Source organism: Vibrio sp. LB10LO1 (genome assembly GCF_010092875.1).
GTDB classification, from domain to species: domain Bacteria; phylum Pseudomonadota; class Gammaproteobacteria; order Enterobacterales; family Vibrionaceae; genus Vibrio; species Vibrio campbellii.
The window spans coordinates 41,734-57,388 of record NZ_JAADJW010000034.1 but is presented as its reverse complement, the minus strand read 5'-3'; the positions used below and the strand labels follow the sequence as shown (position 1 = coordinate 57,388).

The following is a 15,655-nucleotide window of genomic DNA, read 5'->3' as shown; positions in this document are numbered from 1 at the left end:
CACCCAAGGGGTTTTGATGGACTCAAAGCAAGAACGAATTGAATGTGTTAAGAACTGAAACAGCTTTCCAGATTTTTTGCCTTCAGCTTTTAGAAAAAGCTGAAAGTAAAAGCAAGAATTTGCTTGGCGACCATAGCGATTTGGACCCACCTGATTTCCATTCCGAACTCAGAAGTGAAACGAATTAGCGCCGATGGTAGTGTGGGGCTTCCCCATGTGAGAGTAGGACATCGCCAGGCTTGCTTACTGTTTTTAGATTTTAAAAAATCTAAAGGCAAAACTAAACCTAGCACTATATAAGTAAGACTAAGTTTTAGTAACAATTTGTGGAGAGATGGCTGAGTGGTTGAAAGCACCGGTCTTGAAAACCGGCATACGTTAATAGCGTATCTAGGGTTCAAATCCCTATCTCTCCGCCACTATTAAGAAGCCTCGCTAGAAATAGCGAGGCTTTTTTCATTTCTGATGTTTGAGAATTAGAAGAGATTTTTATCAAGTCCCAGTCAGTCGTAACCCCAGACTAGGCGCACCAGAAATCGGACAATACTTAGAAGGCCTGTTGAGAAATCAGTGCGCTTTCGTCGTTTTTAGCATTTGAAAGTTATCTAAGGTTTCATCTTCTAATAAGTTGAAAACTGCGCATGTTGCACTGTCACTCGCCGTTTAAATGGATTTCAACCAACACCCAACTCACTGAATTTAAATTACAAAAAAGCCCAAGCTAGCTGCTTGGGCTTTTCAATATCCGTTGCTTAATAGAGTTATTAGAACTCTTTTGGAGCAAAACCTGTCATTACGTCTAGGCGCAGTTCTTTACCCACTTTAGTCAATGGGTGAACGATAACTAGGCCGCGTACACGCTTTTTAAGCTTGCCGATATCTGCTTGCTCTGCTTTAGTGATTTCACGAGAGAATGGCATATCAAGCAGGCTTTTACGCTCTTTGTTTAGCTCGTAAGTTTGCTTGTGCTTAAGTTGATTTAGTTTCTTGGTTAGATCGTCAACTTCATTCGTGAACTTAGTAATCATTTCATGATCACCACGAGAACGTGCCGCATCCAGTTTGCGTTGGCAAGTATCTAAACGGTTGTGCAGCTTTTGAATATCGGTTTTTATGCTCATGGTAATTGGACTCAAATTTTTAATGGTCGAGGAGTATAGCATAGCTGAAATTCAACGCTCTACTATACTGCTCGATCTATTGATTTAGTTGATCAGTTCATTACCTGACGGGTTGCCGGTAAAGAAAGCATCCACGTTGCTTAGAGTCACGGACGCGATGTTATTCAGAGCTTCATGAGTCAAGAATGCTTGGTGGCCAGTGAACAATACGTTGTGGCATGCAGATAAGCGGCGGAATACGTCATCAACAATTACGTCATTTGATTTGTCTTGGAAGAATAAGTCTTTCTCATTGTCATAGACGTCCAAACCAAGTGCACCAATCTTGCCTTGTTTCAATGCTTCGATGGCCGCCACGGAGTCTAGTAACTCGCCACGGCTGGTATTGATGATCATTACGCCATCTTTCATTTGCGAGAAGGAATTCTCGTTGAGGAGGTGATAGTTTTCTTCGCTCATCGGGCAGTGTAAAGAAATAACATCGGCCTCTGCATAGATTTCTTCAAGGGAACAGTAGCGTGCGCCCATTTCCAACGCAAGTGGGTTTTCATATGGGTCATAGCATAGTATTTCCATGCCCAAACCTTTAAAGATACGCATGGTTGCGATACCAATTTTGCCGGTACCGACGACGCCTACGGTTTTGCCATGGAAGTTAAAACCCACTAAGCCTTCCAAGTTGAAGTTAGCATCACGAGTACGTTGGTATGCTTTATGTAGGCGTCTGTTTAAACACATCATCATACCGACGGTGTGCTCTGCGACCGCCTCTGGCGAATAAGCAGGGACGCGCACCACTTGCAGCCCGAACTCTTTTGCTGCTTTTAAATCTACCTTATCAAAGCCTGCACAACGCATGGCGATCAACTTAGTGCCACCGAGAGAGAGCTGTTTAAGTACTGGAGCTGACAAATCGTCATTTACAAATGCGCACACCACTTCGCAGCCTTGTGCCATTTTGGCAGTCTTAGAGGTCAATCGAAAATCATGGAAATGGAATTCGAAATCACGATGATTTTTGATTTTGTTAAAAGACGCTTCGTCATAGGATTTTGCACTGAAAAAAGCGATGTTGAGCATAATACCCTCTCTATTTGTGCTGGATTTATAAAGTAATATCCTTATAAAGTAATCCAAGTTCGTTACAAAGAGTAGCGAAATTTGCACACATTCAGTTTGCTTTAGAATCACCATCTGACTAGCATGGGTTCTCTTTTTTGTTTTCCCTATGAGTGGGTGAGTTAGGCGTTCTGGCGATGTCAGTAAAATGGTTGTCTTTAATCTTATGTTGTACGTTTGTGTCCGGTGCTCAGGCTGCGGTTGACTTGGTCAAAGTTGATAAGTCAAAACGCAGAATGTATCTGATGGACAATGGCGAAGTGGTTAAAGAATATCGGATTGCGTTAGGGGCTAATCCGAAAGGACACAAGCAAGAAGAGGGTGACAATAGAACGCCGGAAGGGGATTACACGCTAGATTACGTGATTAACGACTCCGCTTTCTATCGCTCCGTTCATATCAGTTACCCAGATGCAATTGATCGTTTGGAGGCGCATCGAAGAGGAGTTTCTCCTGGTGGTGCGATTAAAATTCACGGCCTAAAAAATGGAGAGACTCAAGCTCCACAGTTTATTCAGAGCTTTGACTGGACCAATGGTTGTATCGCCATTACCAATGAAGAGATGGATGAATTTATCAGGCTCGTCAAAATGGGAACTCCGATTACTATCGAGTGGTAGTGGAGCCCCATTTCCGACTTTAATTTTAAGGCATAAAACGGCTTGGGTGATCACTAAAGATACCATCCAATGCAGGTAGGTGTTTTAGCTTGTTGGGGTTGTTCACGGTATAACACATCACCTTATAACCCGCTTGTTGCAGCTTCTTGATTTGACGAGAACGCACCCAGTTAATATTGAGGTTGCAGCTGTAAGCACTAACTTCTTCCAATAACAATCGGTCCTTACGAGTAAAAAACTCGCTCAAAACACCTAGCCTATAGCCTTCACAGTGCTTGTGTAGTGCCCTGATAACCTCGTGACTAAAGCTTGATAAAAGGATGTGGTCTTTAGCTAATGGGCCTTCTAGTAGAGTATGAGTGACCATCTTGGCAACATCTTCCGCTGAATGATGATCGACTTTCACTTCGATATTCAGGTTTAGGCCATTTGCCGCAGCGAGTTCTAGTAGCTCTGTTAGAGTCATGATGGATTCGTTGGCAAATTCATTGCTAAACCAACGACCAAAATCTAACGCCTTGAGCTCAGCAAGGGTCATTTGATCAATACGACCTTTGCCATTACTGCAACGATTCACGGTATGATCGTGGCAAACTACTAGTACGTTGTCTTTGGTTGGCTGCACGTCAACTTCAACCCAAGTCAGTCCCATATCAATAGCAGCTTGAACGCTGACTTTTGTGTTTTCCGGGTATTTACCTGCCACACCTCGGTGACCTATCAGTAGCGTTTTCATATACGTCTATTCTCAATAAGAAACTGCAGAGAATTGTACTCTTTTTTACGGCTGATCAAAGCGTTCAAATGTATGAGGATTTTTATTGGTTCGTATTGATACCGATAAATTCATCAAGGCGATCATACAAGCAAGATACGGGTTGTTCGCTGAAGACAAAATGCCGTTTATGAGATTGCTGCAAACGTATTATGTGTTATTCAAGTCGTTGAAAGATTTTTCAAAGTAACGGGTTTGACGTACTGATTTTTTAAGGCGTTATGTAGGACGAATCGGATACGAAGAAACTTGCTGAAAGACGCGCTTTTTTTGAGCCATTTACCGAAATAAAAACCACAAAAACTATGGTTGTTTAATTTGCAAATGAGTAATAGAATGCGAACCATTTTTATTTAATGGTGGTTGGTAATGTCTCGAGTTTTGATCGTTGATGATGACGTTCCGTTGTGCGAACTGTTAGAAACTGTGCTGCAAGAAGAAGGCTACACGGTCTCATCGGTACACTGCGGTGAGAGTGCACTGCAGTACATGGAAAAAACACCAGTTGATCTCGTTCTCCTTGATGTAATGCTACCAAACTTAAACGGGATGCAAGTTGCTCGTCGCATTTGCCAACGTTTTGCCACGCCGATTTTGATGCTGACTGCGCTCAATGATGAGAACTCAATGCTAGATGGTTATCAAGCGGGAGCTGACCAGTACATCGGTAAGCCATTTAACGTTGCAGAACTGTTGATGCGTATAAAAGCAATTCTTCGCCGCGTAGGGTTAGAGCGCCAGAGGCAAGCGATGTGTAATACGGTTCAAAGTATCAGCGGCCAGTTGAACAGTTTGCCTCTGACTGGCACGGAAGCGGAACTACTTTGCTACTTGGTGAAAAACCAAGGTGTTGTCATCTCTAAAGCTGAACTACAGACCCAAGTTTTGAAGAAAGAGCTCAGCCCTTTTGATCGCAATCTAGATATGCACATCAGCAATATTCGTCGAAAATTAGTGGAAGCTGGCTTGTCCAAACAGCATATAAAAACGTTTCGTGGGAAAGGCTACAGCTACCTTGAAGCGGTAACGAGTTAATGAAGTTCGTTTGCCCATCCTACATCGCTAAGCGCAGAGACAGTCTTGCGTTTCAGCTCTTTAGTTATATGACGGCTATTGTCATTAGCATTTTGGCTGTTCAAGCGGTTGCTGAACAAGCTTTGGTGAAAGCCATGCTTAAAGTGCCAGCAAGTGTAAAAGTTGAAATGCTAGAGCTCGCTCATCAGGCAAATATCCTCATTGAGGAAGGCGACATGGATGAACTGGCGGACTGGGCAAATGCACAACACTTCTATCTATTCGTGCTCGACGAAAACCAACATCCGCTGACGCACCGCATGATGCACCCTCACTTTGAGTTCAAATTAAAATTCAAAAGAAGCTTGGACGAGCAACTAGAAGGCCGAGTAAGTCGCCCAATATTTAGCATCCCTTTGGTTGGCAATAATAGCTTGATGATCCAATTGCCACACCAATTACACCCGGCACATGATTTCATTCTTTATTTTTCTATTCTAAAGGTTGTGATTGCTGGAGTGATATTGGCACTGTTCTCATTGCTGATGGCGCGTAATCTACAGCAGCCTTTGGACCGCTTGAGAGAGGCGAGCAAGAAGCTTTCTAATGGTGACTTCAATGTCAGTGTGGTAGACGAGTTGAAATCGAATACGCGAGAATTTAATGAACTCGCACGAGATTTTGACCACATGACTAAAGAGATCCATTCATTGGCGGAGAAGCAGCGCCGGTTAATTCGTGATGTTTCCCATGAATTGCGTACGCCTCTTGCTCGACAAAATCTCGTACTGCATCTATTGCGAAAGCGTGTCGGTGACAGTGAACAGAGCTTAGTGAATCGAATGGAAGAAGAAGCCAATGAACTTAACCACTTGATTGGCGAGATTCTGGAATTCAGCCGATTAGAGAATGCTCGTTACGACACAGAGCTAAAGCGCAGTGATCTCGAGGTCTTGCTTGCTCCTCAAGTGGAACGATGCAAGATAGATTTAAAAGCTCGCCAAAGCCTTTCATTTGTTTCGGACGCGACAAGGGCTAAGGCTCAATGTGATGATACTCTAGTGGTGCGATGCTTAAACAATCTGATTGGTAATGCGATTAAGTATGCAGGGGACTCTGCTCAAATAGATGTTCGCTTATCGAATAAAGTTTCTGATACACAGAGTTACTTGGCGGTAACGATTTCTGACAACGGTCCGGGTATTCCACAAAATAAGTTGTCAGATATATTCGACCCATTCACTCGCTTAGATGCCTCTCGTGACAAGAAGTTAGGGGGCTATGGTCTAGGGCTAGCGATAGTCAAAGAGTCGATGAGAATGATGAGGGGCAAGGCTGTCGCATCAAATCGACCTGAAGGTGGACTTGCCGTTACTTTGCTGTTTCGGCAGTAAGCGAAATCACGCTCACGAGTAATAATGTGACTCGCATCTAGTTCATGAATCAAATTGAACACGGCCTCTTTACAAATCTTTACGAATGCAAAGAATGTAAATTTAATGCAAATGGTAATAGTTGTCATTTATATTCACTGCCGAAATAAATACAAGGGAATCACATCATAGAGTGTGCGACCCGAAAATAGTCGGAGTGAAAGGATATGTTTACTAAGAGCCAATTGGCATTAGTGATCGGTGCGGTGCTAGCAGCGCCTGCAGTGGCAGAAGTTCAAACAACAGATGAACACCTAGTAGTAGAAGGCCGTGAGTTTGGTTACAAAGCGGATACCAACAGCACAGCAATGCGTATGGAAATGACGCAGCTGGAAACTCCGGGGCAGGTTGCTGTGATCGATGAAGCAGTCATCGATGAGCAGCGTGCAAGCACACTAGGTGAGGTTCTACAAAATGACGCAAGTGTTAGCGCAGGTGGTACAAGCCGTAACCGCGAGCGTTTCTCACTACGTGGTTTTGAACTAAGCAGCTCGGATGGCTTCCTACGTGATGGACGTCAGCACTGGTCTCACTACCGTCAACCAATTGAGCTTTTAGAGCGAGTTGAAGTTCTTAAAGGTCCTTCAGGCCTACTTTACGGTAAGTCTGAGCCGGGTGGCCTTGTGAACATGGTTTCGAAAAAGCCAACAACAGAAACGCAAGCAAGCTTGAGCCAAGATATTGGTTCAAATGATCACTCACGCACAGTATTAGATGTGAGTGGTGCCCTGAATGAAGAAGAAACGCTGCGTGCGCGTGCGATTCTTGCCAAAGAGAGCTACGGCTCATGGCGTGAATACGGTGATGGCACTGAGCCACAGACTGACCGCGTAGTAGGTGGTCTGGTTGTGGAATATGACATCACGGAAGATATTATGGTGTCGGCTCACTACGACCGTACTAAAGATGACGGTAGTGTTGATTCAGGTGCCTACATTGTGGACGGTAAACCAGTCCGTGGTGACAAGTACATCTGGGATGCACAATGGTCAAACATTGACAACGATGTAGAAAACTACGGCATCGATATCAATGCACAAGTGACAGATAGCGTAAATGTGAAAGCCGGCTATAACCGTCAAGACTTTAAGCGCTTTGATGTGGAATCTTACCCGAAATTCGATATGTACGAAGAAGACGGTACGATCAAGCACAAGGGTAACGAGCGTTCAGACCACTGGGTATTTGATACTGCTTACGTAGATGTGACGACAGATTTCTCTTTGTTTGGTACAGACAACACCTTCTTAGTCGGCGCAAACTACCTAGATTACAGTTACGACCGTTTTATGGCTTTCCATGACGGTGAGTATGTTCCTGCGGGTGAAACGGTCGCGAAGCCTCAGCCAACGAGCTCTAAAAAATGGCCGACTAGCGAATACGACACTTGGGGTATTTACGCGCAAAACATGATGACAATTAACGATTACTGGCAGGTACTTGCTGGTGTTCGTTATGATGAGAAACGCAGTGATGAACTGACAGAAAGTCAGGTTTCACCAAAGCTAGGTGTGATTTTCCACCCAGCAAGTAACGGCTCGATTTACGTTCAATACTCTGAGAGCTTTATGCCTCAAGGTACAGTAAATAGCACGGACTACACTAACGATGGTGAAGAGCTAGATGCAGAACGCGGTATCTCGTACGAAGTGGGTACCAAGTGGGAGCTATTTGATGAGCGTCTATACGTTACGGGTGCGCTATTCGATATCACCCTTGAAAACATCGCGCTAGATGTGGAAGACGGTGTTAATGCTGGCGGCGATGTGATGTACAAGAAGACGCAAGATGGTGAACAAGTGCACCGTGGTGCAGAAATCCTAGCGCAGGGCTTTGTAACTGAGGAGCTTTCACTAACGGCTTCTGCAATGTACCTAGATGCTGAAATCACTGAAAGCGCAGATTACAAAGGCAACCGTCCGGCAGACGTTCCTGAGTTTTCAGCAAGTGTTTGGTCTAGCTACAAAGTTCAGAACAACACCAACGTGAACCTAGGTTTGATTTATGAAGGTGAGCGCTACGGTGACGCGGCGAACACATTTAAGAAAGATGGGTATGCACGTATTGATATGGGCGTGTCGTACACACACAAGTATGATGAGAACTTGGACATCGTAACTCGATTCAATGTTGAGAACCTGTTTGATACTGAATACCTAGCAGGTGGCGGTAGCACCAACAGTAAGCAAGATGGAGCGAGTGGCGTAGTGATTGGCGAAGGCCGAAACTACATGGCGACTATCCAGTTCAAGTACTGATAACAATCTGATTTTTAAAGGGGAAGAGTGGTCTTCCCCTTTAGTCGTTTTTGGAAAACAGAAATATAACTCGTATGAATCTAATGAAATCAAGTATCGCTCTGTTGATCTCATCGGTTTTGATTCCCGTTCAAGCGGAAAATCTTAACGATGCACAAGCAGTGCAGGGTAAAACCAACCAAGCGTCGGCAGTGAGCCAAAAGCGCATTGATGCAAGTGCAGAGAAATCTTTGTCTCTAGAAGCTGAAATTGAGCAGCTGCAAGAAGAAGTCAGCAACTTGAAGATTTATCGCGATCACCTGTCAAATCTTGTCGATAGCCAGAATGACGAAGCCGCAAGTTTGAACGAGCAGATTGAGCAGATCGCTCAGACTCGTCAAGGCGTAGTGCCTTTGATGTATCACATGCTGGATGGCCTTAAAACGATTGTGGCGAATGATAAACCTATCCGCAAAGCACAACGTGAAGAGCGCATTGAAAAACTTGATGCCATGATGACCCGAGCTGACGTTGCGGATGCTGAAAAATTCCGTCGAATTCTAGAAGCGTACCAAATTGAAATGGACTACGGCACTAAGATTGGTGTTTACCAAGGTAAGATCGCTTTGGACAGCAACGACCAAGTTGAAGCCGATATTCTCTACTTAGGCCGTGTGTCACTTATTGCGCGTAGCCTGTCTGGTGAGCATTTCTGGAGTTGGTCTCAGCAACAAAAAGAATGGCAAGCCGTTGGAACGGAACAGAAAGCAGAACTCGATAACGCATTTGCTATGGCGAACAAACAGATAGCACCGAGCATGCTTACTTTGCCTGTGTCTCTAAACGTTGCGGAGGGCAAATAAATGATGAAGAAATGGCTATCAGTCGCATTGATTTCTGGCGCTGCGTTTCTACCGCACACTACATTTGCAAGCGATACTTTGCTGCAGAAAGCACAGCAAGAAAACCACCAACAACAGTCACACAATGTGGCTCGTGAGTCTGGCTTTAAGCAAACCCAACAAGAGCTGCAAGCAATGAAGAACAAGCTTGTGGCAGAGCGAGCGGCACTGCAAGCAGAAGCTGACACCCTCGGTGTGACATTCAGTGAAAATGAAGCTGAACTGGCTCAGCTAGAAGAAAAACTACGCCTTGAAACTGGCAGTTTAGGTGAGTTGTTTGGCGTTGTTCGTCAAAACGCAAAAGAGCTGGAAGCAGAACTTAAGCATTCTGTTACTGGTGTAGACGCAAACTCATACCAGCAAAATATCGATGATATCGTTGCCGCTAAATCACTACCAACGTTGCCGCAGCTTGAAGCGATGTGGCGCAGCATGGAAGAGCAAGTTAAAGCAAGTGGTGAGCTGGCGAACGTATCATTCTCATTGCTCGATGGTGAAGGTCGTGAGCAAACGGTTGATGGTGTTCGTCTTGGCTCAATGGCACTGTTGGACGACGCAGGTTACGTGAAGTGGAATGGTCAGCGCGGTGATGCGGTTAATTACCTGCGCCAACCAGAAAATGGTCCAACGGCAAGCAGCGTAAAGGCTGGTGAAATTGATGCCGTAGTGATTGACCCATCTCGTGGCATTCTACTTGAGCAACTAGCAAACTCACCAACGATGGCAGACCGCCTGAACGCAGGTGGTGTGGTTGGTAAGATCATTCTTGGCTTGCTAGCGATTGGTTTGATCATCGCGTTGGTTCGTGGAGTGTCACTAATGATTGCTCGTCAGAAAATCGCCAAACAGCTTAAGAGCCCAGCTCAACCAGAAGATAATCCACTCGGTCGTATCTTAGCGGTTTACCAAAAAGACAAACATCGTAGCGTTGAAGCGTTAGAGCTTCGCTTATTAGAAGCGGTCGTGGATGAACAAACGCACCTTGAGAAAGGTTTGTCGATGCTGAAGTTGCTTGCAGCACTGGCACCGATGCTAGGTCTACTGGGTACAGTAACAGGCATGATCGAAACGTTCCAAGTGATCACTCAGTTTGGTAACGGCGATCCAAAAGTCATGGCTGGTGGCATATCTATGGCGCTAGTTACCACTGTTCTTGGTCTTGTTGCGGCAATGCCATTGCTTCTTGCTCACAACGTATTGAGCTCTCAAGCAGAGAACATTCGCAATATTCTTGAGAAGCAAGGTATTGGCCTTGTGGCAGAGCAAGCTGAGCGTGATATGCCAAAAGGTCAAAAAGCACCGAATACTGTAGCGGAGAACGCAGCGTAATGGAGCAGATCCTACTCAACACATTGGGTTTGATCAGTGAGGATTGGGCCTCAACCTTGATGCGTTTTATGCAGCAAGGTGGTCAAATCCTATGGTGGTTGGCAGCCGTTGTTGCGGTGTGCTGGTTACTGGTTATGGAGCGTGTACTTTACCTAACAACGGAATTTCCAAAGGTGAAGAAACAGCTTTGTGAGCAGTGGTCAGCAAGAGCTGATCATCACTCTTGGTACGCGCATCAAATCCGCGAAGGATGGATTGCCAAAGCGCACATTGAACTGCGTCAAAATCTATCAACGATTAAAGTTCTTGTGGCCATTTGTCCAATGTTAGGTCTATTAGGAACGGTAACAGGTATGATTACGGTTTTTGATGTGATGGCCACACAAGGTAGCAGCAATCCAAAATTGATGGCTTCTGGTATTTCACTTGCGACGCTGCCAACCATGGCAGGTATGGTTGCAGCACTTGCTGGCATGTTTGTGCATGCGCGCTTAAGCAAAGTGTGTGAACGCAAAGCCCTCCAGTTAGAACAATCTTTAAGGAGTCAGAAGTGAGACTCGGACGTAGAACCAATCGACAGGATGAAGCACAGATCGACTTGACCTCGATGCTGGATATTGTCTTCATCATGTTGATCTTCTTCATTGTGACTAGCTCATTTGTACGTGAGTCTGGTGTGGAAGTGAATCGCCCTCAAGCATCGAATGTCGTTAGTCAAAAAGATGCGGGTATTTTTATTGCGGTAACCGCAGCAAATGACGTGTACATCGATAAACGTTTGGTGGACATCGAGCGTGTCGAAGCCACCATTGAGCACCTATTGCTTGAGCAGCCAGATGCATCGCTTGTGATTCAAGCGGATGAGCATGCTTACAATGGTACGGTTGTGAAAGTCATGGATGCGGCGAAGGGTGCTGGCGTGAAGAACATTGCTTTGGCGGCGGAGAAACCTTAATGGGCAGGCTGTTACTCGCACTACCAGCATCAATAATGATTGCGGTGAGCCTGTTTAGCTTTATGGCGTGGATGGTCGATAAGGGCAATCAACGTGCACCTAAACCTTCGGAGGCGGTGCGCTTTGATATGGTGATGGTAGAGAATGATGCTGATGTTCAACGTCGTCAACGCTCTGTACCTGAGCAGCCTGAACCACCAAAATCGCCAGAGCCGATGGATCTGTCTCAAGCGGAAACCCAAGTAGAGCCAATGAGCCAAGTAACGCCAATCAGCGCATTGGGTTTGAATACTGCGCTGGATGGTATCGCGATCAGTGCGCCGAACTTAAAAGGCACCATGGGCAACCAACAGGCGATAATGCTTTACAGCCCAGAGCCTCGTTATCCAAGCAAAGCCCTAAAACGTAAAATGGAAGGTTATGTAGTGATGCGCTTTACCATTGATGCGACAGGCCGCCCTAAAGACGTTGAAGTGATTGATGCTAAACCTAAGAGAGTGTTCGAGAAAGACGCTATTCGTGCATTGAAGAAGTCGAAGTACCAACCTAAAGTCGAAAACGGTGTCGCGGTTGAGCGCTTTGGGCAAACCAGAAGAGTGGAGTTCAAGTTACCCAAATGATGAAGCAATTCTTTATCGGAGCGGTGTTAAGCCTGAGTGCTTTTACCACTGTCGCGAATGAACTGAGTCAGTACACGGCGACTCGTGTTCAGCGTGCTCACAACCTGGCGCAAGAAGAAAAGCTGCAAGAAGCCATCTCCACGCTCGAAGGTCTCGACTTATCTCGTGAGTATGATCAAGCGTTTGTTGCTCGTATGCTGGGTATTTTCTACTGGCAAAATGAGCAAGTTAATCCTGCCATCAAACAACTGGAGATTGCTGTGAATAGCGGTCTTTTGAAAGACGAGCAAGCTTGGCAAACACGTAAGATGTTGGCGGATATGTTGCTCAACGAGCAGCAATTTTCTAAAGCTCTGCCTCATTACTACGACTTGAGTAAAGCAGTACCTAAAACGCAAAAAGCACACGATATTTGGTTACGTATCGCACAGTCTCATTACCAGTTAAGTCAATGGAACAAAGTGCTTTCTGCTATGGCTCGATACGAGAAATTGGGCCAGCCAGATGAGATGGCTCCGTTGTCAATCAAATTGTCTGCAGAGCTTGAACTGAAAAAGTGGGGGCCTGCAACTGGCACGATCAAACGCTTGATTGCGATTGAGCCTGAGCGTGTGGAATGGTGGCGTCAGCTTGTTGCTCTGTATTTACGTGTTGATGATGACAAGCGTGCGCTGGATTCTCTCGCTCTTGCTAAATTACAAGGTGTCGCGTTGAACCAAGATGACTTAAGACTTCTTGCTCAGCTTTATGGCAAGCGCGGCATCCCAGAGCGAGCTGCGAAAGTGTTGGGCGAGCTCGATGACATTAACTCAGATAGCAAACTGAAAGCTCAACAAGCGACTTTTTGGCAGATGGCTAAGGAGTGGGATAAGTCGATAGCAAGTTGGCGAGTGGCTGCAAAGTTGGATCGTCAATACTACTGGAATTTGTCTCAACTGCTTGTTCAAGAAGGTCAATACAAAGACGCGCTGGTTGTTTTGGACAAGGTTTCTGGGCGTAAAGCCGATGTGGCATTAGTTAAGACTCGCGCTTACTACAAGCTGAAACGCCTAGAAGATGCACTAGCGAATGCCAAACGTGCAAACGAGATTGAACCATCAACCCAAGCTGAGAGCTGGGTGAAATACTTGTCTCAACTACGCAAAGCAAAAACGAGTCAGAATAGCTAAGCCAATTGTAAACAGGCTATGTGTTAATGCTCGAAAGACCCGGGGTAACTCTCGGGTCTTTTTGTTTGTAAATATTGAGTCTGGTTCGATCTCTTTTTAAATATCATAACGTTATATTACCTTCATCCAGCGTTAAGACTGGAACGTCAGTTTTTCTTATAAGGACAATACTATGATTCTCGATTCTGCTATCTGGCTATGGTTACCACTTATTCTCGCGATAGGTGCGGTATTTTTGCGGCAAAGGGCGGTTGCTCTAGCTTTACTTGGACTCACGTTGCTGAGTGCACTGTTTATCGGTCGGATAGAGTTGATCGCATTCGTAAGTACTTTGGTGGTTTTGGGTGTTGCGTATCGATTGCCTATGTTGGCGTCGAACCAAAAAATGAAGCTCGTTTATTATTTGGGCTGGAGCGTTGTGATCATTTGGTGTGTGATGCTCTTTGTGCATCTCATTCCGGGATTTAATAATCTGCAAGTTCTCGACAAAGTGACGGCAGGCCCACTGAGCGCACCTTTCTCGATGTATCTGAACTTAGATAAGCCGCTGGCTCTTTTTGCTCTCTTTCTCGCTTATCCTTTTTTGCTGGGGAGTGAGGCTAAAGGCAGAGTAAAACCTGCATTGCTGGTGATTATTCCGTTGCTTTCGCTGCTGCCTATTGCCGCTATGCTTGGTGCATTAAAGCCGGAGTTCAGTTTGCCATCATGGTGGTGGCTATTTGCGTTGAACAACCTAATACTCACTTGTGTGGCTGAAGAAGCGCTGTTCCGAGGGTTTGTACAGCAATCATTATCCCGCCGTTTTGATTGGCGACTAGGTTTGGTTATCGCTAGCATTTTGTTCGGCTTGGCTCACTTTGCTGGTGGTCCTCTACTTATCGCATTCGCAACGTTAGCGGGACTAGGCTACGGGCTGGTGTTTCATTTCACTGGTCGCTTGTGGTGCGCGGTGTTAGCCCATTTCTTATTTAACTTCTGCCATTTGGTGTTCTTCACTTATCCCATTTTAGCTCGATAAGCTTCTCTTCATGTGCTCCCGTCGTTTCTGCCGGGAGCCTGACTCTGCCTCTAAACGTAAACAATGTAAATTAAATGCCAATACGAATGATTATCACCTAAATTATTCACTCATTTACTGGTGATGATTGTTTTTTATGTTGCTCAAAAGCAAAGGTGTGCAAACTTGGGCACGCCGTCTGCACATTTACATTTCGATGGCTCTTTTATTGGTGACGCTATTCTTTGCGTTAACTGGTATCACATTAAATCGCCCAGAACTGTTCGAGCGCAGCGAACCCATCATTCAGCAACACACGCTGACCATTCCGAATGAACAACTCTTTGCTAACGAGGGAAGCTTCCAACCCAATCGTTCTGCCCTGTTGAGTTTCTTAACACAAGAAACAGCCCTACGAGGCACACCATCAGCACTCGATGTGTATACCGAGGTTGAGGATGGTGAATTGATGATTGGTGAACTCTCTTTAGATTTCAAAGGCCCAGGCTACAACGCCACCGTTTTCGTCGATATGACGACGGGTGAAGCTGAAGTTGAAACCACTAACTACGGCATGGTTGCGCTACTAAACGACCTACATAAAGGTCGCAACAGTGGTGATACGTGGAAATGGTTTATCGACATAACAGCCCTGCTAATGGTGTTTTTTGTGCTGACCGGTGTGTGTTTGCTGCTTCCAAAGAAAAAGACTTTTAGAACCTCAATGCAGTGGATGAGTTTTGGCACTGCGTTATCACTCGTTATTTATTTTTTCGCTGTGCCATAACAGCCTATTCAGAGAAAAACCAATGTTAAACATGGGCCGAATTTTTCGCCGTCACCCGTTTAGTAAAGCCGTATTGATCGCGGCTTTATCTCCTTTGCCGCTTATGGCCGCTCCTTTTCCAGACAATGCCAAAGTCGACTTTGAGTTTGAGTTACCAAAGATTGATACCTCGATGTATGCAAGGCCCTATGTCGCAGTATGGATCGAAGATGAAAAGCGTAAACCAGTCAAAACCATTCAGCTTTGGGTAGGTAAAGATGAGTGGTTAAAAGATCTTCGCAGCTGGTGGCGCAAAGTGGGTCGTTACGATCGCGAATTGGTCGATGCCGTAACCTCAGCCACTCGCCCGGCAGGTCAATATCGCTTTGTTTGGGATGGTACCAACGACGATGGTCAGCGCCTTGAGCAAGGTGATTACACGCTCCATGTGGAAGTGGTGCGTGAGCATGGTGGTCGCAACTACCTGCGTCAAAAAATTCAGTTAGCGGACAAAGAAGCACGCTACCAAATCAAACCAACGGAAGAGACGGGCTTAATCACCGTCAATTACCAAGTTAAGTGATAGAGAAGGAATAAT

At 45.4% G+C, this 15,655-nt stretch carries 16 protein-coding genes, 1 tRNA gene and 1 rRNA gene; 15 read left to right on the top strand and 3 right to left on the bottom strand.

Annotated features, from left to right (window positions below):
* Positions 1–122 precede the first annotated feature (122 nt).
* Together rrf and GXP65_RS20050 are read left to right on the top strand one after the other, a co-directional pair.
* A 5S ribosomal RNA gene (gene rrf, locus GXP65_RS20055) occupies positions 123–239 on the top strand.
* Positions 240–328: 89 nt separating this feature from the next.
* Positions 329–419, top strand: a tRNA-Ser gene (locus tag GXP65_RS20050).
* A gap of 345 nt (positions 420–764) precedes the next feature.
* Here the strand turns inward: GXP65_RS20050 and GXP65_RS20045 are convergent.
* Both GXP65_RS20045 and GXP65_RS20040 read right to left on the bottom strand, forming a co-directional pair.
* Entirely contained in the window at positions 765–1,121 is a 357-nt protein-coding gene (locus GXP65_RS20045; protein ID WP_005530256.1) for a YibL family ribosome-associated protein, read from the bottom strand.
* A gap of 84 nt (positions 1,122–1,205) precedes the next feature.
* Positions 1,206–2,201, bottom strand: a complete 996-nt coding sequence (locus tag GXP65_RS20040) for a 2-hydroxyacid dehydrogenase (protein WP_009705143.1) — start codon at positions 2,199–2,201, stop codon at positions 1,206–1,208.
* 176 nt (positions 2,202–2,377) lie between these two features.
* Between GXP65_RS20040 and GXP65_RS20035 the strand changes: the two genes are divergently transcribed.
* A complete protein-coding gene (locus GXP65_RS20035) occupies positions 2,378–2,860 on the top strand; it encodes a L,D-transpeptidase family protein (protein WP_005432644.1) in 483 nt (160 codons plus the stop codon).
* A 25-nt stretch (positions 2,861–2,885) separates the two neighbouring features.
* Here GXP65_RS20035 and GXP65_RS20030 read toward each other — a convergent pair whose 3' ends face one another.
* On the bottom strand, positions 2,886–3,596 hold the full coding sequence (locus GXP65_RS20030; RefSeq protein ID WP_162093557.1) for a glycerophosphodiester phosphodiesterase family protein: 711 nt from the start codon (positions 3,594–3,596) through the stop codon (positions 2,886–2,888).
* 408 nt (positions 3,597–4,004) lie between these two features.
* On the opposite strand from GXP65_RS20030, the gene GXP65_RS20025 reads away from it, so the two are divergent.
* From GXP65_RS20025 to GXP65_RS19970, 12 genes are all read left to right on the top strand, one after another.
* Entirely contained in the window at positions 4,005–4,670 is a 666-nt protein-coding gene (locus GXP65_RS20025) for a response regulator transcription factor (RefSeq protein WP_012130146.1), read from the top strand.
* On the top strand, positions 4,670–6,043 hold the full coding sequence (locus GXP65_RS20020) for a sensor histidine kinase (protein WP_103413818.1): 1,374 nt from the start codon (positions 4,670–4,672) through the stop codon (positions 6,041–6,043). The genes GXP65_RS20025 and GXP65_RS20020 overlap by 1 nt, the downstream gene beginning before the upstream one ends.
* Before the next feature lie 206 nt (positions 6,044–6,249).
* A complete protein-coding gene (locus GXP65_RS20015; protein ID WP_162093556.1) occupies positions 6,250–8,340 on the top strand; it encodes a TonB-dependent siderophore receptor in 2,091 nt (696 codons plus the stop codon).
* A 74-nt stretch (positions 8,341–8,414) separates the two neighbouring features.
* On the top strand, positions 8,415–9,182 hold the full coding sequence (locus GXP65_RS20010; protein ID WP_079401969.1) for a DUF3450 domain-containing protein: 768 nt from the start codon (positions 8,415–8,417) through the stop codon (positions 9,180–9,182).
* The gene (locus tag GXP65_RS20005) at positions 9,183–10,550 is read left to right on the top strand and encodes a MotA/TolQ/ExbB proton channel family protein (RefSeq protein WP_079401968.1); all 1,368 of its coding nucleotides are present in this window, start codon (positions 9,183–9,185) and stop codon (positions 10,548–10,550) included.
* Complete coding sequence (locus tag GXP65_RS20000; RefSeq protein WP_010453293.1) at positions 10,550–11,104, top strand: MotA/TolQ/ExbB proton channel family protein; 555 nt, start codon at positions 10,550–10,552, stop codon at positions 11,102–11,104. Before GXP65_RS20005 ends, GXP65_RS20000 begins: the two co-directional genes overlap by 1 nt.
* Positions 11,101–11,505, top strand: a complete 405-nt coding sequence (locus GXP65_RS19995) for a biopolymer transporter ExbD (protein ID WP_005432634.1) — start codon at positions 11,101–11,103, stop codon at positions 11,503–11,505. The genes GXP65_RS20000 and GXP65_RS19995 overlap by 4 nt, the downstream gene beginning before the upstream one ends.
* Positions 11,505–12,125 carry an energy transducer TonB gene (locus GXP65_RS19990; protein ID WP_045375080.1) on the top strand — a complete coding sequence of 207 codons (621 nt, stop codon included), beginning with the start codon at positions 11,505–11,507 and terminating at the stop codon, positions 12,123–12,125. Before GXP65_RS19995 ends, GXP65_RS19990 begins: the two co-directional genes overlap by 1 nt.
* Positions 12,122–13,294 (top strand): hypothetical protein, encoded by a 1,173-nt coding sequence (locus GXP65_RS19985; protein ID WP_162093555.1) that lies wholly within the window; start codon positions 12,122–12,124, stop codon positions 13,292–13,294. The genes GXP65_RS19990 and GXP65_RS19985 overlap by 4 nt, the downstream gene beginning before the upstream one ends.
* A 172-nt stretch (positions 13,295–13,466) precedes the next feature.
* Positions 13,467–14,312 carry a type II CAAX endopeptidase family protein gene (locus tag GXP65_RS19980; protein WP_086370326.1) on the top strand — a complete coding sequence of 282 codons (846 nt, stop codon included), beginning with the start codon at positions 13,467–13,469 and terminating at the stop codon, positions 14,310–14,312.
* Between the two features lie 136 nt (positions 14,313–14,448).
* Positions 14,449–15,078, top strand: a complete 630-nt coding sequence (locus GXP65_RS19975) for a PepSY-associated TM helix domain-containing protein (RefSeq protein ID WP_045417132.1) — start codon at positions 14,449–14,451, stop codon at positions 15,076–15,078.
* A gap of 22 nt (positions 15,079–15,100) precedes the next feature.
* Positions 15,101–15,640 carry a DUF2271 domain-containing protein gene (locus GXP65_RS19970; RefSeq protein ID WP_045396780.1) on the top strand — a complete coding sequence of 180 codons (540 nt, stop codon included), beginning with the start codon at positions 15,101–15,103 and terminating at the stop codon, positions 15,638–15,640.
* Positions 15,641–15,655 lie beyond the last annotated feature (15 nt).